Here is a 22,491-nt window from a genome sequence, read left to right on the forward strand (position 1 = left end):
TCGCCTTGTGCTTCCGTTTTTCAAAACAGAACAAATGCGAACGCGCAAAGATCACGCAACATATTGATTTTTAAGTGAAAAATGGTGCCCCCACACGGACTCGAACCGCGGACCTACTGATTACAAATCAGTTGCTCTACCAGCTGAGCTATAGGGGCACAGCGTCTCGTTTACTTCGGGGCGGGGGAGGTTTGCAAGTGGAAATAATTCAGTTTGCATCAAGCTTTTCGAGTGCCGCTATGGCGCGGGTTGCGATCTGCTCTGGTGTGGCGTCGACAGAGACTTCAATCAGGTCGCTTTCATCGGGCTCGGGTGGCTCGAGCGTGGCGATTTGGCTGTCGAGGAGCGCCGTGGGCATATAGTGATTTTCGCGCTTTGCCATGCGGTCAAGGATGAGATCGCGGTCGCCGTTCAGCAGCACGAAGCGACACCCGCCCGTGCCTTCGCGCAGGAGGTCGCGATAGCTGCGTTTGAGGGACGAGCAGGACACGATGGCACCGCCGTGCACCTCCCCTGCATCTCGCGCCGCCTGACCCAAACGATCGAGCCACGGGGCGCGCATCTCGTCGGTGAGCGGCGTGCCGGCGGCCATGGCGACGACGTTCTGTGGCGGGTGGAAATCATCGCCTTCCAGAAACGGCAGTTCAAAATGCGCGGCGAGGGTTTCGGCCAGCGTGGTTTTGCCACTGCCAGAGACACCTGCAACGATGATAATATCGGCCATGACGCGGGCCTCCTCAGGAGATTTCGGCGGGATTCTCGGAGCGCGCCATCAGGATGACGGCGACGAGGCCCACGGCGACCACCAACAGGGCGGCAGGAGACGCCTGTTCTAGCTGTTCGAGCGAGGCCTTTTCGTGCACGCGGGTTGCCAGCGTATTGTAGTTGAACGGGCGCAGGAGCAACGTGGCGGGCAATTCCTTGACGCAATCGACAAAGACGAGGAGCAGCGCCGTTCCGACCGAGCCACGGATAAGCGGGATGTAGACGCGGCGCAGGGTGCCTGAGAGCGATTGCCCAAGCGAACGCGCGGCCATGGGCAGAGAGGGCGCCACGCGTCCCATTGCAGCGTCAGCAGCCCCCTGCGCAATGGCAAAGAAGCGCACCACATAGGCCAGCACGATGGCAAAGGCGGAGCCTGTCAGCAAAAGGCCCGTGTCGTTGCCCGTAAGGCGCTGCCACGCGTCGGCGATCAGGTGATCGAGCCCCGCGACGGGAAAGAGGATACCAATCCCGAGAACCGCTCCAGGGGCCGCATAGCCAAGCGTGGTGAAGGGGAGGACGAGTTGCGGAATTTTGCGGCCCGTCAGACGCACGCCATAGACCATGAACAACGCCGCCGTGACGGTAATGATTGCGGCAGACCCTGCAACGGTGAGCGTATTGCGCAGGGCCGAAATCAGGCCCGGGGCGAGCCATTGCTCGGGTTCACCGAAAGCGTGGTAGGAGATGACGGAGATGGGAAGCGCAAACCCCATTGCGAAAGGAACCGCACAAGCCACGAGCGCCAACACACCGCGCCACCCCGTCAGGCGGATCGGCGCGATCGGGCGTGGATGACGGGCACCTGCATGGAAACGGGCACGCCCGCGCGAGGTCTTTTCCAGTGCCACAAGCAGAAAGACCACCAAAAGGACCACCGATGCGATTTGTGCCGCACCGCCTGCGTTGCCCGCTGCCAGCCATGTCGAGAAGATGCCTGTGGTCAGGGTCTGGACGGCGAAATAGGAGACAGTGCCGTAATCGGAGACAGTTTCCATCATGACGATGGCCGCGCCAGCCGCGATGGCGGGGCGTGTCATAGGCAGGCCCACGCGCCAGAACCGTGCGAAAGGCCCCGCTCCCAAGGCGCGGGCGGTTTCATAGATCGACCCCGATTGCTCGCGGAAGGCGGCGCGCGCCATTAGAAAGACATAGGGCGTCAGCGCCGCAGCCAGAACGATGATTGCCGATCCAAGAGAGCGGATTTCGGGGAAATAGTAATCGCGCGAGGATTGCCAGCCGAAAATGCTACGCAGCGCGGTTTGCACGGGCCCCGCATATTCGAAGAAATCCACCAGCGCATAGGCGCCCACATAGGCAGGGATTGCCAGTGGCAGGAGCAAAATCCACTCAAAAACCCGCGACAGCGGGAAGCGATACATAGTTACAAGCCACGCAGCCCCCGTCCCCATCGCTGCCGCCAGAAGCGCAACGCCGAGCGTGAGCACCGCCGTGGTCCGCATATAGCGCGGCAGGGTAGTGTCCAACAGGTGCGGCCAGATATTCTCGGTCGGGTGAAATGCGATCCAGACCACCGACAAAAGCGGCATCAAAACGACCGCAGCAATAAGCATGGCACCCACCGACCACGGCTCGATCCGCGCAACACGGCGCAGGCCGCTGTGCGGTCTAACGGGGGGAGCCTGCGGCGCGGCGGCGGGTTGTCGAGTGATTTGGTCGGTCATTTGTGAGACGCTTACGCGAAACCTGTTTCCCTGTCCAGAAATCCGCTTATGATAGGCACGGTTGCACGGGCGCTCTAACTAGGGCAAAGGCCGCAGTAACGCATCTCAAACCCGCGACAGAACAGCGCGGGGGACGGCACAAGGGGGCCAACGGACAGCATGATCATCACCATGCATATCGGCGCACATTGCACCGCAGGTGGCAACCTGATGCGCGGCCTGCTCAAGAACAAGGGTGTTCTGGGCGAGCATGGCGTGGTGGTCCCTGGCCCTGCGCGCTACCGCGAAATCCTTCCCGACGTGATGAAGAAGGTCAAAGGCGACCCCGCCTCCCCTGCGACGCAGGAAATGATCATCGATCAGATCACCGAAACGGAGAAATGCGACCGCTTGGTGCTGAGCTATGAGGACGTGATCTGCGTTGCCTCGAATGTCTTCGAGGGAGGGTCGCTCTATGGCAAGGCACGGTTCAAACTGCCTTGGCTACGCAATGTCTTTGCGGGGCATGAGATGGAATTCGTCTTTGGCATCCGCAACCCCGCGGGGTTCATCCCCCATGCCTTTGCCGAATGCGGACCGCGCAAGAGCTACGAGGACTTCATCGCTGGCGTCGACCTCCATCACTTGCGCTGGAGCCATGTGATCACGGTGATGCGCGATGTTTGCCCCGATGTGCCGATCAAGGTCTATGCCTTCGAGGACAGCGCGCTGTCGTGGGAGCGTATTTTACGGGATGTGGCGGGGGTGCGCGCGGGTGTGCCGCTTGCGGGCGGTCTCGATATGCTCGCCCCGATTATGCAGCGGGAGGGCATGGCGCGGCTGCGCGCTTATCTCTCCACGCACAAACCGAAAAACGATAACCAGCGCCACCGAATCCTGATGGCCTTTCTCGACAAATACGCCAATCCCGACGAGATGGTTGAAGAGGTTGACCTGCCTGGATGGGATGCGGACTTGGTTGCCGACCTGACCGAGCGCTACGAGGACGACCTTTATCTCATCGAAGGCATGGAAGGCGTGACGGTCATTTCCTGACCTGCGCTTCTGCCTCACGTCCACGCCACCGCGCGGATCGCGCCTATCACTCCGACGGCATGAACGCCGCGACCAGATCATCCACCGTGGCATCTGGGTGAGCATCGAACCAACGCGCCACAGCACATCCTGCCAACCCGTAAAGCGACACTTTCGCCTCAGCCGCCTCCCGCCGCCATTGGGGCGAGGTCATCGGCAGCGCCTCGTGTGGGGGAGTGCAGGTTTCGGGATCGAGGTCATAACGGGGATCTTCGGAGACCATCGTTGCGAGCCCCTCATCCACCCACGCGGGAAGCCGCTTCGTCGCTCGCAGGCCGATCCGTTGGTGCAGCGCCACATGGGCCAACTCATGTGCGACGATGGCTGTCTCGTGGCCATGTGGTCCGAGATAGAAAACATGGTGGCCATAGGTCATCGCACGATGGCCATGATCGCCCATCACCCTGTTGCAGGTCGGTGTGACACAGACCAGAACCACGGGATGATGCGCCAGCGGCCCGAAGAACCGCTCCACCCGCACGAGCGCCTCCTCGTAGCGGGCAATCATCAGCGCGGGATCAACGCCCGCGTTCGGCTCGATATGCACCGCCCGCTCGCCCGCAGCGCGTTCAAACCCGAAGCACGACGGGCATGCCGCCGCGAGCAACGGCGAATAGCCCAGAATGAAAAGCCCGATGGCAAACCCGCCAACCAGCGCCACGAGGGCGGAAAGAGCGCGTCGGAGCGTGCGGCTGGCCATGTTTGCGGTCCTCGGAAATGCGGTCGGGCGCGGCGCTCAGGCCCCTGCCCTCACCCTGCACACGCAGAGGTTAGCGCATTCCAAGGGCTTCGCGATACATTTCGAGAACGGCTTCTTCCTCGGCGATCTCGTCTGCCGATTTCTTGCGCAGCGCGATCAGCTTGCGCATCGCCTTGGTGTCGTAGCCGCGTCCCTTGGCTTCGGCCATGACTTCCTTTTGCTGCTCGGCGATGTCCTTCTTCTCCATCTCCAAGCGCTCGAAGCGCTCCACGAAAGCGCGCAGCTCGTCGGCGGTAATGCGGTAGGAGGCGCTCACGCCTTCGGGGGTGTCGTCCATCATCGTCACAGCCTTTTCAGTTCCGGATCGGGTGGGTTAAAATGAGAGCCGAAGAGGTAACGCCCCCGCGCGCGACTGACAAGACCCAAGGCCACCCTCGCGCGATGTTGTCACCGCGCTCCGCACAGGCTATTGCAAGCACGCGCCAATATTGGAGCGCGATGCGATGAGGGAGACAAGCGATGGAATGGTTGATCTGGGTCGGCGCAGGATTGACGCTCATTGGCGTGGCACTTCTGGCCTATTGCATCGTTGCGGCCCTCAAGGTGCGCAAACTGGGCGGCACGGATGAAGAGATGCGCGCGCGTCTACAGAAAATCCTGCCGCTAAATATGCTTGCCCTCATGCTTTCGGCCATGGGTCTGGGCGCTGTGAGCGTTGGCATCTTTCTCGGCTGACACCCGCTCCTTTAAGTTTGCACCCGCACCTGCCTAGCGCGGGCTTGTGACTTCATGGCGCAACATCCATCACCCGAAAGAATCTCTCGGGGGGGACTCTCCCAAAGGAATCGCGTGAAAATCGCACGCGATCCGCAGTCGCCACTGTCCACGAATTATCAACCACACGTCCCGCAGCGCGTCTAAATCCCATGACGAAAAACGGGATTGTTTCGTGCAGGGAAACCTGCGGCCCCAATTGTTGTCCGAATGCACCTTTGGCGTCAAATTTCAGGCTTATTCCGCTGCCATAACGGCGGCCAACGGCGCCTTGCGAAGCGGCTGGCGACCTGCCTTCGGCACATGCTCGCGCAACAGCGCAAATGTGATGCCCCACCTGTTGCCAGTTCCCGCTTTTGCGGCCAGCATGGGGGGCAACTAGCAAGGTCGCCATAAACGTGGAGAAACCACGTAGCGCAGGCTCGACAATGACGGACCTGAAAGGTCCAAGATAAAACAACGGCGGAACGCCAAACTGGGATAGCAAATGACCACTGCGACGGGCTCCTTTGATACATATGATGACATTTCTGGTCTGGGACATCATGAATGGTGCGGCCATCTCGATGATCTGATCGAGGAACTTGGTTATTTCGAACAACTGGGCTCCAGCCACGCGGCGGGGTTTGTCGAAGGGGATGGCACGCTTCTGGTCACTTTCGACACACGCGCCGATGCGCAGGCACGCGGTCCCAAAGGATACCCGACAGGTTTCGCCATGGCGCAACGGCACGGATGGTCCTCCCTCACCATCATCGCCCATGACGATGATGCCCGCGCACCATGGTTCCGATGCCCCTCGATCTTCGCCTATTTCGACCGCCTCGTGGACGACGGCTTTTTCGACGAATACGACCGCGTGGTTTTCTACGGCGCACGCTCCTGTGGCTACGCGGCGGCGGCCTATTCGGTGACCGCGCCTGGCGCAACCGTGATCGCCGTAGCACCGCAAGCCACGCTCAACGCGCGTCTGGCCTCATGGGACACGCGCTTTGCCGCGAGCAAGGGGATGGATTTCACCACGCGCTACGGATTTGCGCCGCATATGATCGACGGGGCAGAAAAGGCCGTGGTCCTCTACGATCCGCGCGATGCGCTGGACGCGATGCATGCGTCGCTGTTCTATCGTCCCAATGTATCGCTGCGTCCCGTGCCCTATTCCTATGGCAAAATCGTCACCCACCTGACCCGCACGGGTGTGATCCACGATCTTGTGGAAACGGCAATGACGGGACAGCTCACCGAACAGGCCATCACGCGCGCCCTACGCAAACGGCGGCGCGATATTGACCGGCTGCGCGCGCTGCGATCCACGCTGCTGAAAAAGAACAAGCCGTTGCTCACCGCACTCTTGTGCCGCGAGACGATCCGCGACTATCCGAATGCGCATCGTTTCGTGAAAACGCTCAAGACCATGCAGAAACGCCTCGACGCCTTGGGGCGCACCATGCCCGAGCCGCGCGCCGCGCCTGATCCGGAAGACAAGACGCGCACGCGGGAAACAACCTGAGCTGCGCGACAGCCAAGCGCCCGCGTCAGAGCAGCCCGCCCGCGTCCTCGACAAAGGCCACCACATCAGCCACGCCACCCCCGTCGCGCAAGGATGCCATAACGTAAGCCCCCCCTGCCCGTGCGGCCTTCGTGTCACTTTCGAGCAGCACGGGATCGACCCCCACATAGGGCGCGAGGTCCACCTTGTTCACCACCAACAGGTCGGAGCGCGTAACCCCTGGTCCCTTCTTGCGCGGGATGTCCTGCCCCGCCGCCGTGTCGATCACGTAGATCGTCAGGTCGGCCAGTTCGGGTGAAAAGGTCGCCGCGAGGTTATCCCCGCCGCTTTCAATCAGGATCACGTCGAGATCGGGGATTTTCTCGGTCAGATCGGCAATTGCGGCCAGATTGATCGACGCATCCTCGCGGATCGCAGTATGGGGACAGCCCCCCGTCTCGACGCCCCTGATCCGTTCCATCGGCAGGATTTGCTGGCGCATTAACGCCTCCGCATCCTCGCGGGTGTAGATATCATTGGTGATGACCGCGACCGAAAACCGCTCGGAGAGCGCCTTGGCCAGCGCTCCTGTCAAAGTTGTTTTCCCCGCCCCTACGGGGCCACCGATGCCGACCCTAAGGGGTCCGTTGGGCGATGCCATATCTTTCGTCTCTCCGTTTTCCGTCGGGCCATCTGGCCTCAGGTCTTGAATATCCGCACGTCCATCGCCTCGTGCCGCGCCGATCCGAGATCGGAAGCAAAGGCCGATGTCGTCAGCCCCTCAACCGTCGCGTCTAACGCCCCTTCCGCCACGCCCTCGATCACCGCGTGGAGGCGTGACAACACACTCTGCCCCGCCGATTGTCCGAGCGGCATAAACCGCACCCCTGCGCTCACGAGGTTCGATATATAGCTGTGCAGATAGAGCGAAATCACTGTCTTCTTCGGCAGATTCAGTTCCCGCGCGGCCACACCAACCGCGACAGGAAGGGCTGCCGCCGCACGGTCAGGCCCGCCCATTTGCACCACGGTTCGGGCGAAAGCCGCGCCCTGCTCCGTGGTCTCGCTCCAACGTTCCTTTGTGCCCGCGAGCGCCTGCGCCAGATCATCCATCTCGACCGCATCCGCCCCATCCAGAACCATCGCCAGAAGCCACGCGTCCACTTTGCCACCGCCGACACGAAGAGTCTGCGCCAACCACGCCTCCAGCGTCTCCGCATCGCGCACATGCCCTTCCGAAATCGCCAGTTCCAACCCGTGCGAATAGGCAAACGCTCCCAGCGGAAAGGCGGGTGAGAGCCACTGCGTCAGGGTCAGAAGTGCTGCGTCAGTCATGGGAATGGGTGTGATTATGGTCGTGATCGTGGCTGTGGGAATGCGCATGGCTATGGTCATGGCTGTGCGCGTGATCATGCGCCGAATGCCCGTGGTCATGCCCCATCGTGCGCCCGTGACCGTATGCCCCGCGCTCGGGCGTAAAGGGCTCCTCGACGGGCGTGACCACCGCCCCAAGCTGCGCCAGCATCGCTTCCAGAACAGGATCGCGTTGGATCAACAGCCTGTCCGCCTCGATCTGGCAGGGGGTATGGCGATTGCCGATGTGCCACGCATAGCGCAGCGGATTTTCCCCCGTGACCGACACGAGAGCCTCGCGCGCGGCCTCGACCGCCACAACACGCCCGTCCTCGAGACCGAACCCCGCACCCGCCGCCACCGACACCGTGCGCGGCAGATCGACAAGAAACACCGTGCCGTCCGTGGCTTCCAGCTTCTTGCGGCGCAAGAGCCTCTGGTCATAGGTGAGAACGACGCGCAACGCCGCCGCACCAGCATCCGTGACAATTTCATAAGATTTCAGAACCGCCATCGCGCGCCTTCCGTTGTTCGTTCGGCTTTTCTTAACCGACTCGCCCTCAAATAGAGGATGAATAGACAGGATATGCCCGAATGACGCTCCAGACAGATCCCCTTACCGCCGTGGACGAACTCGCCACGCTGCGCGCCCAACTCGCGGCACTCAAAGCCCGTGAGCAGGAACTCTGCGACGAAATCCTGACGCACGCAACTATGCTTGGATCGAGCTGTGTCGTGGGAGCCGCAATTGACGCACGTATAGAGACACGGACACCGATGCGGATCGATCCCGCGCGGCTGCCCGCTGAAATTCTAGGCAATCGCGCCTATTATGACGCCTCTTCTGAAACGGTCGTGCTGCTCTGGCCGAAGGCGACTCCGACAGCTGCAAACGAACGCCCCTCTCTCCCTGATTGGGATGCACAGACGGTCGGGACTGCGCGTCAGGCCGACGCCCCCTGCACGCACGTATCCGTCGATGAATTCGCTGCCCCTACCCCGCCAGAGACCAATGCCCCGCGCGAGACCATCGAGGAGGCCGAAGCACCACAAGACCTCAAACCAACGCAACATGCCGAGTTGCAGCCCCTGTCGGGGCTTTCTGACGAGGAGTTGGCCACAAATGAGCAAGGCGCGGATACCGCTCCCGAATTGCCCGCCGAGCTGACTGCGCAACCGCAGGAACTGGACGACGCCAACGCGTTGGAGGCGCAAGCTGACGCGCTTTTTGCCGCAAGGCTTGCCATGGAAGCCAATGGCGATGCCTTTGCCCGCACGACCGCCGTCCCAAACGACGCCAACGAGGACACAACGCGCGAGGGCGACTTTGCCGATGTCTTGTCGCAACTCGACGCGGAATCGAACGAGAGCAGCCCGTTCACAACGCGGCGCAGGGGCACGGCAAGCTAACTCTTGCGCAACAGCCCGTTGATCCAGAAGGAGGAACCTAGATGAACATGAGACAAGCCCCCGCCGATGAGCTTGCCGCCCTCCGCGCCAAGATCGCAACCCTGCGCGTCCGCGAAAGCGCACTTGAGGCCGCATTCCTCGAAATGAACGACACGGGGATGTTTCCGGGATTTTCCAATACGGTACATGTCGAACGTACGCGGCATCAGGTATTCGACATCTCGAAACTTCCCGCCCACGTGCTTGATGATCCGCGCTTTCATACAACCCGCGTTGTCACACGGATCACGGTCGAGCCGCGCGACGCGACAGCACCTCTCAATCTCTACCGCGAACGCGATTGGGCCGCCGACAGCGCCCGTAATGCTGAGGTGATCGACCACGACGACATGTTCGCCGTCGAGTGATGCACTCAACCCTTGCGCGGATCAGAACATGAAATACCGCTGTGCCATGGGCAATTCTTCCGCAGGCTCGCAGGTGAGCAACTCGCCATCCGCACGCACTTCGTAGGTTTCGGGGTTCACCTCCACCGCAGGTTTGTAGTCATTCATCACCATGGACGATTTTCCGATATTGCGTGTATTTTCCACCGCCACGGTCTGTTTCGCCAGCCCCAGCGATTTTCCGATCCCATCGGCCTGCGCCGCCTGCGAGACGAAGAGTACGGCAGACTGTTCCACTGCGCGGCCCATCGACCCGAACATCGGGCGCGTATAAACCGGCTGCGGCGTCGGGATCGAAGCGTTCGGATCGCCCATTTGCGCCACCGCGATAGAGCCGCCCAAGAGCACCATCTCGGGTTTCACCCCGAAAAACGCAGGCGACCACATCACCAGATCGGCGCGCTTGCCCACTTCGATGGAGCCAATCTGTGTCGACATACCATGAGCAATCGCGGGGTTGATCGTGTATTTCGCAATATAGCGTTTGACGCGCAGATTGTCGTTGTCGCCGGTCTCGTCAGAGAGACGCCCACGCTGTTTCTTCATCTTGTCGGCGGTCTGCCATGTGCGGATCAGAACCTCACCCACACGCCCCATCGCCTGACTGTCCGAGGCAATGATCGAAAACGCGCCCATGTCATGCAGGATGTCTTCGGCGGCAATGGTTTCCTTGCGGATACGGCTTTCGGCAAATGCCACATCCTCGGGGATGGATTTGTCGAGGTGGTGACAGACCATGAGCATGTCGAGATGCTCCTCCAGCGTGTTCACCGTATAGGGCCGCGTCGGGTTGGTGGAGCTGGGCAATACATGCTCCTCACCCACCACCTTGATGATGTCCGGCGCGTGACCGCCGCCCGCCCCTTCGGTGTGGAAGGCGTGAATGGTCCGCCCCTTCATCGCCGCCACAGTGTTCTCCACGAACCCGCTTTCATTGAGCGTATCCGTGTGGATCATCACCTGCACATCCATGTCATCGGCCACCGAGAGACAGCAATCAATCGCCCCCGGCGTGGTGCCCCAATCCTCGTGCAGCTTCATCGCAGCGGCACCGGCCTTGACCATCTCGACCAGTGCGGCGGGTTGGCTCGCGTTGCCTTTCCCCGCAAGCGCAATATTCATCGGCACCCCGTCCAGCGCCTGCAACATCCGCCCGATATGCCACGGCCCCGGCGTGCATGTGGTCGCCAAAGTCCCATGCGCAGGCCCCGTGCCGCCTCCCAACATGGTGGTCACGCCGGAATGCAGCGCGTCCTCGATCTGTTGCGGACAGATAAAATGGATATGGCTGTCAAAACCGCCCGCCGTGATGATCCGGCCCTCGCCCGCAATCGCCTCGGTTCCCGGGCCGACAATGATGTCAACATTCGGTTGCGTGTCGGGATTGCCCGCCTTGCCAATCCCCGCAATCCGCCCGTCGCGCAACCCGATGTCGGCCTTGTAAATCCCCGTCACATCCACAATCAGCGCATTGGTGATGACCGTATCCACAGCCCCCTCGGCACGGGATTTCTGGCTCTGGCCCATGCCGTCGCGGATCACCTTGCCGCCGCCGAATTTGACCTCTTCGCCATAAGGGCCGGTGAGATCACGCTCGACCTCGATGATCAGATCCGTATCCGCCAGACGCAGCTTGTCGCCAGTGGTGGGGCCGAACATATCGGCGTAAGTTGCGCGGGAAATCTTTGCAGGCATCTTGGTCCCTCTCAATTCATCTCGTAGACGGCGCGCAACTCTTCGGTGCGTTGGCGCGTCAAATGTTCCAAACAACTGTTAACGATGAACGGCTCCATTGACCCCCCCTCGAACAGAAACCCCTCGGCTGTGCAGGCCGCATCGCGGTAAGGTATCCACGCCCGTTGCGCCGCACGCAATGCCTCGGCCGCCCCGTCACTCCAGCCCCTCGCGACCTCCATAGCCCGTGCATAGGTGTCGTTCAGGTCAACGTCGGCGCGCTGCCACGCCTCATAGGCACAGGTATTCATATCGGACTGGCTCACGGGATCGGCACAATCGCGCTCCTGAGCGAACCCCGCCGCAGGCACGACAAAACAAAGCGATATGAGGCCCTTGCGGATCACAGCTCACCCATGACTTTCTGGTTGAACCCGTAAACCTTACGCGCACCGGACAGCGGCACGAGGCTCACTTCCCGCATCTGCCCCGGCTCGAAACGCACCGCCGTTCCGGCCGCGATATCAAGCCGCTTGCCCCGCGCCGCATCACGATCAAACTCCAGCGCCGCGTTGGTCTCGAAGAAATGATAGTGCGAGCCGACCTGCACCGGACGGTCGCCGGTGTTGGACACGGTCAGGGTCGTGACCTCCGCGCCTGCGTTCAGTTCGATCTCGCCGTCCTGAATGAAATACTCTCCGGGGATCATGGCTCGCCTCCTTAGCGGATCGGATGGTGGACAGTCACCAATTTGGTGCCGTCGGGAAAAGTGGCTTCGACCTGCACTTCGTGGATCATCTCGGGGATGCCCTCCATGCATTGCTCTTTGGTGATCACATGCGCGGCCGCTTGCATCAGGTCGGAGACGGAACGGCCGTCCCGCGCACCCTCAACAACGAAATCGGTGATCAGGGCAATGGCCTCAGGGTGGTTCAATTTCACACCACGCTCCAGCCGCCCCCGCGCCACCATCGCGGCCAGCGAGATCAGCAGTTTGTCTTTTTCCCTCGGGGTCAGGTTCATCGCACCACCTCTTCAGATTTGCCACACACGCGGCAGCGGGCCGCGGGTGAGTTTTTCGATCGTTTGAGCCACGTAACGGCGCAGCGGGTAGCCATCCGCCGCCATGGCCCGAATAACAAGTTTTCCGTTCCAGCCCGAAACACCTGCGGTCACACCCTCTTGGGTGACATCGCGCAGCGCCTCAGCGAGATCCTCGGCCCCTTGATCGAAGAGCCCGATGGTCGCCACGGCACGCGCGCCTGCAAGTGTCACAGCGTTGTCTCGTGTGGCCAATGTACTGGCGTTGATTTCAAGCGGCTCCAGATAATCCAGCCGTCCGCCGCGGCGCACCTCACGGCGATCACGGAACGTCAGGCGGTGCAGCGACTCGCCCATAGCGGCCCGCCCCAGCACCACTGTTTCAACAAAAAGAAAACGCGCGTCAGCGGCCAGATCAGCGCATGTGGTGCGCTCAAGTGCAGCGCCCTCGAAAAGAATTGTCTCTTGCGGAAGCCAGTTGAGCGTCGCACCCCGCCCCGCCTTGAGGCGAATGGACACGGAGGCGGGCAGCGCATCAACAGTGGCGGCATAGGCACGTTCGGCGGTTTGCGACGCGCCTGTAAGCGCCGCGCCATCCTCCGCCTCCAGCGTGTAGTCGAGCACATCGCCCCCCGTTAACCCGCCAGAAGTGTTAAGAAAAACCACTTCAGGCGTTGCGGAATGGACGCGCGGCAACATCGCTTTCGCGGAGCCCGATTGGGCCAGATCACGCAACCCGTTTGGCCCGACAACCACATGCGCACGCCCTTTGACACGCTGCATTCGCGCGGCGGGAGAAGGTATAACAGGGCGGGTGGTGTCGAGCATTCAGGTCTCCGATTGACCGCGACGCTATCCGCGCAAGGGTCAGGGCCGCAATGGCACGGCGGGGCTGGTGTTGACCGTGCGCGCGTTTTTCTCGCGCAATGCACAATAATTAAGCATGATGCCCGCAGATACCCACAGCCGATCACACACGCGACCCTCTGGCGCTTTCGCTCGGAAGGATGTAATCGAAACCCATGACCGACACGCTCACAATCCGCCGCCCCGACGATTGGCATTTGCACCTGCGCGATGGCGCGATGCTCAAGGCCATCCTTCCAGAAACCGCTCGCCACTTCGCCCGCGCGATCATCATGCCGAACCTCGTCCCACCTGTGGTGACGAGCGACGATGCCGCGGCCTACCGCGAACGCATCCTCGCCGCCAACGACCAGCGCGGCACCTTTGACCCGCTAATGACGCTCTACCTCACCGAAGAGACAGACGCGGAAGATGTGGCCCAAGCCCATGCAAGCGGCCTGATCAAAGCGGTGAAGCTCTACCCAGCGGGGGCGACGACAAACTCCGCATCAGGCGTGACTGATTTCGAAAAGGTCCGCCCCGTTCTGGAGAAAATGGCCGAGATCGGATTGCCCCTGTGCATCCACGGTGAAGTGGTGACGCCTGATGTGGACATCTTCGACCGCGAGAAAGTGTTCATCGACACCGTGCTTGACCCGATCCGCCGCGCCAATCCCGACCTCAAGGTCGTTATGGAACATATCACCACGAAAGACGGGGCCGATTATGCCCGTGAGGGCGGCGAGAAACTGGGCGCGACGATCACCACGCATCACCTTGTCATCAACCGCAACCACATCCTCGTGGGCGGGATCAAGCCGCATTACTACTGCCTGCCGGTGGCCAAGCGCGAGACGCACCGCCTGGCTCTGGTCGAAGCGGCGACATCGGGCGATCCGACCTATTTCCTCGGCACCGACAGTGCGCCCCACCTTGATGGCGCAAAGGAAAGCGCCTGTGGCTGTGCGGGTTGCTTCACGGCGACGAACACCATGTCGATCCTTGCGGAAGTCTTTGAACAAGAGGGAAAGCTCGACAATCTCGAAGCCTTCGCCTCCCGTAACGGCCCCAATTTCTACGGGTTGCCCGTCAACGAGACCACGCTGACCTTGCGCAAGGGGGAGCCGGTGAGCTACCCCGCGAAAATCGACACCGAGGACGGTCCCGTGACCGTCTTCGACCCGCAAATGCCGCTGCACTGGCACGTAGAGGATTAAGCCACGGGCGCGATGAAACCCGCCAGGCAAGACGATAAAGGACGCCGCAGATGATCCCCACTTCCTTTCCCGACGAAACCGAGATCGCGCGCCTGACCGCGCGGATGCTTCTGGAGATCGGCGCGGTGAATTTCCGCCCCGACGACCCCTATATTCTGGCCAGCGGCCTGCCCAGCCCGACCTATATCGACTGTCGCAAGCTGATCTCCTTCCCGCGCATCCGTTCGACACTGATGGATTTCCTCGCGGTGCAGATCATGCGCGAGGCGGGTTTCGAAGCCTTCGACAATATCGCAGGTGGCGAGACGGCGGGCATTCCTTTCGCCGCACTGGTGGCCGAGCGTCTAGGTCTGCCGATGACCTATGTGCGCAAGAAGCCCAAGGGCTACGGCCGTAACGCACGGATCGAGGGCGCGATGAGCGAGGGCGAGCGCGTGCTTCTGGTCGAAGATCTGACCACCGACGGCGGGTCCAAGCTCTCCTTCGTCGATGCGATCCGCGACACGGGCGCGACATGCGGCTGGACAGCGGTGATTTTCTACTACGGGATTTTCCCCGAGACCGAAAAGACGCTTGGCGATCACGGTGTGAAGCTGATTTCCCTGTGCACATGGTGGGACGTTTTGGCCGAGGCCAAGCGTCAGGGCGTCTTTGCCGCCGACACTCTGGAGCAGGTCGAGGGGTTCCTCAACGATCCGCGCGCGTGGCAAGAGGCGCACAAGCCCGCCTAACCGCCCGCTCCCATGAGCGCCCACAAAAGTCGCGCCCAGCCTTGGGGCGCGGCTTTTCTTTTGGCACAGCGGGGTTAGCAGGCGGCCTTCATCCGCGGGGCGAGTTATCCACAAAACATACACTTTGCATCGGGCGCGCAAGCGTGGCTATGACAGTGTCCATACGCGACCGCGCCGAGTCGCGATTTCAAGCAAGAAACAGGTCTGGAGACCTTCGGGGGAGACGAACAGGCAATGGACGACTATCGCGACATGGGTGACGACGGACGTGACGATATGGACCGTGGCGAGGGGGATGCGGCCCCTGAAGCGCCGCAAAGCAAAGGTGTTGTGATCACCTCCTATGAGGGGGCTGTTCCCCACAACGTCGAGGCCGAGCAACAGCTTCTTGGCGCGCTTCTGTCCAACAACGAAACCTATGACAAGATCGCTTCGATCATCACCTCCGAGCACTTCTTTGACCCTGTTCACCGCGACATTTACGAGCGCGCGGCGGACAGGATTTCAAAGAACATGCTGGCCTCGCCCGTCACCCTGAAGGCCTATATGGAAGACCATGAGGGGCTGCGCGAATTGGGCGGGCCGGCCTATCTGGCCAAGCTCGCAGCCTCGGCCATTTCGACCTATGCCGTGCGCGACTATGCCCAGCTCATCTACGATCTGTTCCTGCGCCGCCAGCTTATTGATCTGGGGCAGGAAATCACGGGAGCGGCCTCATCGGGCACCGACGAGCGCGACCCGCTGGAGCAGATCGTCGCCGCCGAGGCGCGCCTTTATTCACTGGCCGAACAGGGCAAGAGCGACACGGGCTTTCAATCGTTCCTGTCAGCCGTCACCCAAGCCGTGCAAACGGCCAATGCCGCCTACGAGCGCGGCGGCGGCATGGCGGGGATTCCGACCGACCTTGTGGACCTCGACCGCAAGATGGGGGGGCTGCACCCTTCCGACCTTATTATTCTCGCAGGGCGTCCTTCGATGGGTAAAACCTCGCTGGCCACCAACATCGCCTACAACATCGCCAAGAACTACCAGAAGGGTAAGAAACCCGATGGCACATCAGGCGCGGTCAAGGGCGGCGTCGTCGGCTTCTACTCGCTGGAGATGAGCGCCGAGCAGTTGGCCTCGCGTATTCTGGCTGAAGCCTCCGAGATTTCCTCGCACAAGATCCGTCAAGGTGACATGACCGAGGACGAATTCCGCCGTTTCGTCGATGCGGCGAAAACGCTGGAGGCTTGCCCGCTCTACATTGACGACACGCCTGCTCTGCCGATCTCGCAACTTGCTGCCCGCGCGCGGCGGTTGCAGCGGACGCAGGGGCTTGACGTGCTGATCATCGACTACCTGCAACTGGTGCGCGGCACCGCGCGTTCCGAAGGCAACCGTGTTCAGGAGATCGGTGAGATCTCGATGGGCCTCAAGGCCATCGCCAAAGAACTCAACATCCCCGTCATCGCCCTGTCCCAGCTGTCGCGTCAGGTGGAAAGCCGCGATGACAAACGCCCGCAGCTGAGTGACTTGCGCGAATCTGGCTCGATCGAGCAGGACGCCGACGTGGTGATGTTCGTGTTCCGCGAGGAATATTACGCCGAGCGCGAGAAACCCTCCGACGATGCGCCAAACTTCGCCGAATGGCAGGAGCGGATGAACCGCCTCTACGGCAAGGCCGAGGTCATTCTGGGCAAGCAACGCCACGGCCCGATTGGCACTGTGGAGTTGAGTTTCGAAGCCGAATTCACCCGTTTCGGCAATCTCGCAAAGCCGTATCAGAACGGCATCGACTACGAGTAAGACAAAGAGACGCGCTGATTCCCGCTTGCACGGGCGCGGCGCACTCGTCAAAACAACGCCCATGGGAACGTCACGACTACATATCGACCTCGCCGCAATGGCGGAAAACTGGCGCGCACTCGACGCCCTCTCCGCAGCACAAGTGGAAACCGCCGCCGTTGTGAAAGCGGATGGCTATGGCACGGGCGTGGGCAAAGCCGCGCGGGCTCTGCAGGCTGCAGGCGCGCGCACCTTCTTCGTCGCCGCTGCCGAGGAGGGTGTTGCGCTAAGACAGGCGATTGGCCCCTCGCCCGAGATCTGCGTCTTTGGCGGACATATGGCGGGCGACACCGAAATGATCGGCGATATGCATCTCACCCCGATGCTCAATTCGCTGGAACAGACAACGCGACATTTCGAAAGCCTGCCGGGGCATCCTTTCGGCGTACAGCTTGATACTGGCATGAACCGTCTCGGGCTGGAGCCTGCCGAATGGGAGGCCGCGCGACAGATCGTGATGCAGGCTGGGCCGCGGCTTGTGATGAGCCACCTCGCCTGTGCCGACGAACCCGACCACCCAATGAACGCACAGCAGCTTGCCTGTTTCCGCGACATGACCGACGGGCTGGAGGTGCGGCGATCACTATCAGCGACGGGCGGCATTCTGCTCGGCTCCGACTATCATTTCGACCTGACCCGTCCGGGTATCGGGGTCTATGGCGGGCGGCCTTTCGAAGAGGCCAAACCCGTGGCCCATATCTCCTGCCCCGTGATTCAGGTCCGCGACGTGACCGAAGGCGAGACCGTGGGTTATGGCAACACATGGACCGCAGAAGGCCCCGCGCGGATCGCCACCGTGTCGGCGGGCTATGCCGATGGCATCCTGCGCGCGATTTCCAACAAAGCCGTGCTGTTCAGCGGCACGGTCCCCTGCCCGCTTGTCGGACGCGTGTCGATGGACCTGATCACCGTGGATGTGACACATCTTGACCACACGCCGCGTCATCTCGATCTGTTGTGCGAGCATCAGACCGTGGACGATCTAGCCGATATTGCCGACACCATCGGCTACGAAATCCTGACGTCTTTGGGCGCACGCTACGCGCGCACCTACGCGGGATGATCCGCGCCGCGCTCACCCGTCCTCTCGCCCATCTGGGCGCAGGCGTTCTGGGCGCTTTGGCCGCCATCGGGCGGGTGGCGCTTTTTGCGATCTCGGCGCTGCGCCACATGGTGACGCCGCCCTTCTATACCCGTGAAATTCTCGCCGCGCTTCTGCATGTCGGCTACCTGTCGCTGCCCGTCGTCGGCCTCACCGCGATCTTTACGGGCGGCGCTCTCGCGCTTCAGATCTACGCGGGCGGGTCACGTTTTTCTGCCGAGGCGGTGGTGCCGCAGATCGTCGCCATCGGCATGGTGCGCGAGCTTGGCCCTGTTCTCGTGGGCCTCATGGTGGCCGCGCGTGTGACCGCATCGGTCGCCGCCGAGATCGCCACCATGAAAGTCACTGAACAGATCGATGCGCTGGTGACGCTCTCGACCCACCCGATGAAATACCTCACCGCCCCGCGCGTCCTTGCGGGGCTTGTGACCGTGCCCATCCTTGTGGGCGTGGGCGATGTCATCGGCGTTATGGGCGGGTGGCTGGTGGCTACGCAGACGCTGGAATTCAATTCGACCACTTACCTCAAAAACACGGTCGATTTCCTTGAGACCCCCGATGTGGTGTCGAGCCTGATCAAGGGCGCGGCTTTCGGCTTTATCGCCACCGTAATGGGGTGCTACTCGGGCATGGCATCGGGCCGCGGCGCGCAAGGCGTGGGACAGGCAACCAAGTCGTCGGTCGTCGCCGCAGCCGTGCTGATCCTCGCCGCCAACTTCCTCCTGACACAGGCGTTCTTTGCGGCATGATCTCTCTTGAAAACGTCCATAAGTCCTTCGGGAGTAAGCACATTTTGCAGGGCGTCGACCTTGATGTGGCGCGTGGCGAGAGCCTTGTCATTATCGGCGGGTCGGGCACGGGGAAATCCGTGATGCTCAAATGCGTGCTGGGGCTGATCACACCGAACGCGGGCACCATCCGCGTCGATGGCGAGGACGTATCCGAGACAGGCGACCGCGAGGCATTCCTGTCGCGGTTCGGAATGCTGTTTCAGGGCGGCGCGCTCTTTGACAGTCTGCCAGTGTGGCACAACGTGGCCTTTCGGCTGATGCGCGGGGCGCTCAAACGGCCCAAGGAGGAAGCCCGCGAGATCGCTATCGAGAAGCTACGGCGGGTCGGCCTGTCGGCAGATGTCGCCGATCTCTACCCCGCTGAACTGTCGGGCGGTATGCAGAAGCGCGTGGGCCTTGCCCGCGCCATTGCCGCCGATCCCGAGATCATCTTCTTCGACGAGCCGACGACGGGTCTTGATCCGATCATGGCGGGGGTGATCAACGATCTGATCCGCGAGATCGTGACCGAAATGGGCGCGACCGCAATGACCATCACCCACGACATGACTTCCGTGCGCGCAATTGCCGACAAGGTGGCGATGCTGCACGCGGGTAAGATTCGCTGGTGCGGCCCTGTGGGCGAGATGGATGAGGCGGATGATCCCTATCTGCGCCAGTTTATCACTGGCTCCCCCGACGGTCCGATCGAGACTCTCCGCTGAGTTGTCGTGCGAAAGGCGGTAAATTGACTGCGCTCCGAGAACAATCAGCGTTAAATTTCGAAATCGTCGCAATTTGAACCAAAATATCAATCTAACTGTTGATTTTTTGCGCACCTTTCGCATGGTTGGCGCGGAGGAACGGTTGGAGGTGCGCCCTTAGGGCGGCACAACGGGCGAGGCGCACGCAGCAAATGGCTGCATAACGCTGGCACGCCCGAACAGGTTCCGAGATGCGCGGACCGCAGATGATGCGGGATAGGCGCTTGAAATGGCGAGGCGGAGCGGGCATCTGGGAGGAATGTCACCGCTCCGCCTCGTCAACATTTCACTCCTGATCCTCTTTCCCATTGCGTGGATCGCGCCGCTTTTGCGGGCAGGCGTTCTGCCGCTATTCGGCCTTTCGGAGATTTCGGTGCTCTCTGGCATCGCGGGGCTTTGGGAAACGGATATTTTCCTCGCTCTGGTGGTGATCTTCTTCGCCCTCATCGCACCGATCGCAAAGGTCGTGGCGATGGAAGGCTACCTTTCGGGCCGCCTGCCCGCGCGGATCAAACCGTGGCTGTTCCAACTTGGCCGCCTTGCCATGGCCGATATTTTCCTCATCGCGATCTACATCACGCTGGCCAAGGGCATCGGTGTGGGCCGTGTCGAGGTTGCATGGGGGCTTTACCTATTCACCGCCTGCGTTCTGACCTCGCTCGGGCTGTCGCTTTGGGCCGTGCGAGAGCGGGGTTGATGCACACGGCCCCGCGCGGGTAGAACCGCAGGACGCGAGCAGTCGATCTCCAAGGAGCCGTTAATGGCCAAAGCCCAAAAGAACTACGTGTGCAGCCAGTGCGGCGCGGTGACGACCAAGTGGTCGGGGCGGTGCGACGGTTGTGGCGAATGGAATACGATCTCCGAGGAAAAGCCGCTTTCTGTTGCGGGGCCGACATCGAAAACTCTGGGTGGGATGCGTGGCAAAACGGTTCCCCTGAGTGACCTGTCCACCAAAGAAGCCCCGCCGCCCCGCACGAAATCGGGCATCGGCGAGCTGGACCGCGTGTTGGGCGGAGGCCTCGTGCCCGCCTCCGCGATCCTTGTTGGCGGCGATCCGGGGATCGGGAAATCGACGCTTCTGCTTCAGGCTGCCGCACAATTTGCCAACAACGGGTTGAAGGTGATCTACGTCTCGGGCGAGGAGGCATCGGCGCAGGTGCGGATGCGGGCGCAGCGCCTTGGACTTGGTGAGGCTAACGTCAAACTCGCCGCCGAGACCAACCTGCGCGACATCCTCACCACGCTGGAGGCCGAACAGCCGGACCTCGTGATCATCGACTCGATCCAGACAATGTGGGCCGACAATGTCGAAAGCGCTCCAGGCTCGGTCAGTCAGGTCCGCGCGGCCGCACATGAACTCACCACATTTGCCAAGACCCGCGGTGTCTCCGTGGTGCTTGTCGGTCACGTCACCAAAGAAGGCCAACTCGCAGGCCCCCGTGTGGTCGAGCATATGGTCGACACAGTGCTCTATTTCGAGGGCGAGCGCGGGCATCAATTCCGCCTGATGCGCGCGGTCAAGAACCGCTTCGGCCCCGCCCATGAGATCGGCGTGTTCGAGATGACGGGCGACGGTCTGCGCGAAGTGACAAACCCCTCCGCCCTGTTTCTCAGCGAACGCGACCAACCCACGGCGGGCTCGGTGGTCTTTGCAGGGATCGAAGGCACGCGCCCCGTTCTGGTCGAGTTTCAGGCGCTCATCGCCCCCTCCCCCCACGCGCAGGCCCGCCGCACGGTTGTCGGCTGGGATGGCGCGCGACTGGCGATGATCCTCGCTGTGCTGGAAAGCCGCTGCTCGGTGCCTTTCGCGGGGCTTGACGTCTATCTCAACGTGGCGGGCGGGATGAAAGTCTCCGAGCCCGCCGCCGATCTGGCCGTTGCCGCAGCACTACTGTCGGCGCGTGAGGATGTGGCACTGCCAAAAGATTGTGTGGTTTTCGGGGAACTTTCCCTTTCGGGCAGTCTGCGGCCCGTGGGTCAGACCGAAAACAGGTTGAAAGAAGCTAAAAAACTTGGTTTCACATCGGCAATCGCCCCCGCCCGCTCGAAAGCGGGCGAGAAAAGCGGTATGACCATTCGGGCAATGTCCGATCTGGTGGCCTTCGTTGGCGACGTGTTCGGCGCGGGTTAAACGAAGGTTACACAACGGACACGCACGCACACCGCGCGGATGTCCGCAAGAAAATCAGGCTCCGCGCCAAACGGGGCATCCTAGAGAGGGAACGGCATGGAAGGATTTACGATAATCGACGGCATTGTCGCGTTGATCATCATCGTGTCTGCATTGCTCGCCTACAGCCGCGGTTTCGTGCGCGAGGCTATGGCGATTGCAGGTTGGATCGTAGCGGCAATTCTGGGCTATATCTTCGGCCCGAAAGCCGTTCCTCTGGTCGCGGAAGTGCCTGTTTTGGGCGACTACATCCGTGACAGTTGCGAATTGTCGACGCTCACAGGGTTCTTCGCGGTCTTCGCCGTGGCGCTCATCGTGGTGTCGATCTTCACACCGCTGTTTTCCTCGGCAGTGCAACGCTCCGCGCTCGGCGGCATTGACCAAGGGCTCGGCTTCCTCTTCGGCGTATTGCGCGGGGTGATCCTCGTGGCCATTGCGCTCATCGTGGTGGACCGCGTGACGACAGGCGACCCGATCGAAATTCTGGAGAACTCCCGCACGGCCAAGGTCTTTGCCCGTTCGCAAGAGCGCCTTGAAAGCAACCTTCCCGACGATGCACCAGGCTGGATCACCCAGCGTTACGAGGCGCTCGTGGGCAGCTGCTCCCAGTAAAGCGACAAGACATATCGAAATGACGGGCGGCCCGCTTAAACAGC

The 22,491-nt window shown here is 61.6% G+C and carries 26 protein-coding genes and 1 tRNA gene; 14 read left to right on the forward strand and 13 right to left on the reverse strand.

Annotation, left to right across the window (positions count from 1 at the left end; translation table 11 throughout):
- Positions 1-82 precede the first annotated feature (82 nt).
- The 3 genes from ACN0SC_RS01490 to ACN0SC_RS01500 form a co-directional block, all read right to left on the reverse strand.
- A tRNA-Thr gene (locus ACN0SC_RS01490) sits at positions 83-158 on the reverse strand.
- Positions 159-208: 50 nt separating this feature from the next.
- The gene (locus tag ACN0SC_RS01495; protein WP_417247897.1) at positions 209-724 is read right to left on the reverse strand and encodes a gluconokinase; all 516 of its coding nucleotides are present in this window, start codon (positions 722-724) and stop codon (positions 209-211) included.
- Positions 725-737: 13 nt separating this feature from the next.
- Positions 738-2,336: an ABC transporter permease gene (locus tag ACN0SC_RS01500; protein ID WP_417248536.1), complete on the reverse strand. Its 1,599-nt coding sequence runs from the start codon at positions 2,334-2,336 to the stop codon at positions 738-740.
- 270 nt (positions 2,337-2,606) lie between these two features.
- On the opposite strand from ACN0SC_RS01500, the gene ACN0SC_RS01505 reads away from it, so the two are divergent.
- The gene (locus ACN0SC_RS01505) at positions 2,607-3,482 is read left to right on the forward strand and encodes a hypothetical protein (RefSeq protein WP_417247898.1); all 876 of its coding nucleotides are present in this window, start codon (positions 2,607-2,609) and stop codon (positions 3,480-3,482) included.
- Positions 3,483-3,528: 46 nt separating this feature from the next.
- Here ACN0SC_RS01505 and ACN0SC_RS01510 read toward each other — a convergent pair whose 3' ends face one another.
- Positions 3,529-4,221 (reverse strand): hypothetical protein, encoded by a 693-nt coding sequence (locus ACN0SC_RS01510; protein ID WP_417247899.1) that lies wholly within the window; start codon positions 4,219-4,221, stop codon positions 3,529-3,531.
- 70 nt (positions 4,222-4,291) lie between these two features.
- Positions 4,292-4,561: a DUF2312 domain-containing protein gene (locus ACN0SC_RS01515; protein ID WP_417247900.1), complete on the reverse strand. Its 270-nt coding sequence runs from the start codon at positions 4,559-4,561 to the stop codon at positions 4,292-4,294.
- A gap of 179 nt (positions 4,562-4,740) precedes the next feature.
- Between ACN0SC_RS01515 and ACN0SC_RS01520 the strand changes: the two genes are divergently transcribed.
- On the forward strand, positions 4,741-4,956 hold the full coding sequence (locus ACN0SC_RS01520; protein WP_417247901.1) for a hypothetical protein: 216 nt from the start codon (positions 4,741-4,743) through the stop codon (positions 4,954-4,956).
- 526 nt (positions 4,957-5,482) lie between these two features.
- Positions 5,483-6,505 (forward strand): phosphoadenosine phosphosulfate reductase, encoded by a 1,023-nt coding sequence (locus ACN0SC_RS01525; RefSeq protein WP_417247902.1) that lies wholly within the window; start codon positions 5,483-5,485, stop codon positions 6,503-6,505.
- 25 nt (positions 6,506-6,530) lie between these two features.
- Here the strand turns inward: ACN0SC_RS01525 and ureG are convergent, their stop codons facing one another.
- The 3 genes from ureG to ACN0SC_RS01540 are packed head-to-tail and all read right to left on the reverse strand — an operon-like array spanning position 6,531 to position 8,351.
- Positions 6,531-7,145, reverse strand: a complete 615-nt coding sequence (gene ureG / locus ACN0SC_RS01530) for an urease accessory protein UreG (RefSeq protein WP_417247903.1) — start codon at positions 7,143-7,145, stop codon at positions 6,531-6,533.
- A gap of 38 nt (positions 7,146-7,183) precedes the next feature.
- Entirely contained in the window at positions 7,184-7,819 is a 636-nt protein-coding gene (locus ACN0SC_RS01535; protein WP_417248537.1) for an urease accessory protein UreF, read from the reverse strand.
- Positions 7,812-8,351, reverse strand: a complete 540-nt coding sequence (locus tag ACN0SC_RS01540; protein WP_417247904.1) for an urease accessory protein UreE — start codon at positions 8,349-8,351, stop codon at positions 7,812-7,814. Before ACN0SC_RS01540 ends, ACN0SC_RS01535 begins: the two co-directional genes overlap by 8 nt.
- An 80-nt stretch (positions 8,352-8,431) precedes the next feature.
- Here ACN0SC_RS01540 and ACN0SC_RS01545 point away from each other — a divergent pair, with 80 nt between their 5' ends.
- Positions 8,432-9,247 (forward strand): hypothetical protein, encoded by an 816-nt coding sequence (locus ACN0SC_RS01545; protein WP_417247905.1) that lies wholly within the window; start codon positions 8,432-8,434, stop codon positions 9,245-9,247.
- Between the two features lie 41 nt (positions 9,248-9,288).
- Positions 9,289-9,654 (forward strand): hypothetical protein, encoded by a 366-nt coding sequence (locus tag ACN0SC_RS01550; protein ID WP_417247906.1) that lies wholly within the window; start codon positions 9,289-9,291, stop codon positions 9,652-9,654.
- 21 nt (positions 9,655-9,675) lie between these two features.
- Here ACN0SC_RS01550 and ureC read toward each other — a convergent pair whose 3' ends face one another.
- From ureC to ACN0SC_RS01575, 5 genes are read right to left on the reverse strand one after another with little or no spacing between them, the layout of a single operon-like run.
- Positions 9,676-11,388 (reverse strand): urease subunit alpha, encoded by a 1,713-nt coding sequence (gene ureC, locus ACN0SC_RS01555; RefSeq protein ID WP_417247907.1) that lies wholly within the window; start codon positions 11,386-11,388, stop codon positions 9,676-9,678.
- Between the two features lie 11 nt (positions 11,389-11,399).
- A complete protein-coding gene (locus ACN0SC_RS01560) occupies positions 11,400-11,774 on the reverse strand; it encodes a lysozyme inhibitor LprI family protein (RefSeq protein ID WP_417247908.1) in 375 nt (124 codons plus the stop codon).
- Entirely contained in the window at positions 11,771-12,076 is a 306-nt protein-coding gene (locus tag ACN0SC_RS01565) for an urease subunit beta (RefSeq protein ID WP_216044203.1), read from the reverse strand. Before ACN0SC_RS01565 ends, ACN0SC_RS01560 begins: the two co-directional genes overlap by 4 nt.
- Before the next feature lie 11 nt (positions 12,077-12,087).
- A complete protein-coding gene (locus tag ACN0SC_RS01570) occupies positions 12,088-12,390 on the reverse strand; it encodes an urease subunit gamma (protein WP_417247909.1) in 303 nt (100 codons plus the stop codon).
- A gap of 12 nt (positions 12,391-12,402) precedes the next feature.
- Positions 12,403-13,236 carry an urease accessory protein UreD gene (locus ACN0SC_RS01575; RefSeq protein WP_417247910.1) on the reverse strand — a complete coding sequence of 278 codons (834 nt, stop codon included), beginning with the start codon at positions 13,234-13,236 and terminating at the stop codon, positions 12,403-12,405.
- A gap of 194 nt (positions 13,237-13,430) precedes the next feature.
- Between ACN0SC_RS01575 and pyrC the strand changes: the two genes are divergently transcribed.
- From pyrC to ACN0SC_RS01620, 9 genes are all read left to right on the forward strand, one after another.
- Entirely contained in the window at positions 13,431-14,471 is a 1,041-nt protein-coding gene (pyrC, locus tag ACN0SC_RS01580; RefSeq protein ID WP_417247911.1) for a dihydroorotase, read from the forward strand.
- Positions 14,472-14,521: 50 nt separating this feature from the next.
- Positions 14,522-15,202 carry an orotate phosphoribosyltransferase gene (locus ACN0SC_RS01585; protein ID WP_417247912.1) on the forward strand — a complete coding sequence of 227 codons (681 nt, stop codon included), beginning with the start codon at positions 14,522-14,524 and terminating at the stop codon, positions 15,200-15,202.
- Positions 15,203-15,436: 234 nt separating this feature from the next.
- The gene (locus ACN0SC_RS01590) at positions 15,437-16,990 is read left to right on the forward strand and encodes a replicative DNA helicase (protein ID WP_417247913.1); all 1,554 of its coding nucleotides are present in this window, start codon (positions 15,437-15,439) and stop codon (positions 16,988-16,990) included.
- A gap of 61 nt (positions 16,991-17,051) precedes the next feature.
- The gene (alr, locus tag ACN0SC_RS01595; protein WP_417247914.1) at positions 17,052-18,092 is read left to right on the forward strand and encodes an alanine racemase; all 1,041 of its coding nucleotides are present in this window, start codon (positions 17,052-17,054) and stop codon (positions 18,090-18,092) included.
- Entirely contained in the window at positions 18,089-18,880 is a 792-nt protein-coding gene (locus ACN0SC_RS01600; RefSeq protein WP_417247915.1) for an MlaE family ABC transporter permease, read from the forward strand. The genes alr and ACN0SC_RS01600 overlap by 4 nt, the downstream gene beginning before the upstream one ends.
- A complete protein-coding gene (locus ACN0SC_RS01605; protein WP_417247916.1) occupies positions 18,877-19,626 on the forward strand; it encodes an ABC transporter ATP-binding protein in 750 nt (249 codons plus the stop codon). The genes ACN0SC_RS01600 and ACN0SC_RS01605 overlap by 4 nt, the downstream gene beginning before the upstream one ends.
- A gap of 298 nt (positions 19,627-19,924) precedes the next feature.
- Positions 19,925-20,362, forward strand: coding sequence for a paraquat-inducible protein A (locus tag ACN0SC_RS01610; protein ID WP_417247917.1), 438 nt, complete (start codon positions 19,925-19,927; stop codon positions 20,360-20,362).
- A gap of 63 nt (positions 20,363-20,425) precedes the next feature.
- Positions 20,426-21,796, forward strand: coding sequence for a DNA repair protein RadA (gene radA / locus ACN0SC_RS01615; protein ID WP_417247918.1), 1,371 nt, complete (start codon positions 20,426-20,428; stop codon positions 21,794-21,796).
- Positions 21,797-21,892: 96 nt separating this feature from the next.
- Positions 21,893-22,447 carry a CvpA family protein gene (locus ACN0SC_RS01620; protein WP_417247919.1) on the forward strand — a complete coding sequence of 185 codons (555 nt, stop codon included), beginning with the start codon at positions 21,893-21,895 and terminating at the stop codon, positions 22,445-22,447.
- Positions 22,448-22,491: the final 44 nt, after the last annotated feature.

Origin of the sequence: Celeribacter sp., from assembly GCF_048261515.1 — a bacterium.
GTDB lineage: Bacteria > Pseudomonadota > Alphaproteobacteria > Rhodobacterales > Rhodobacteraceae > Celeribacter.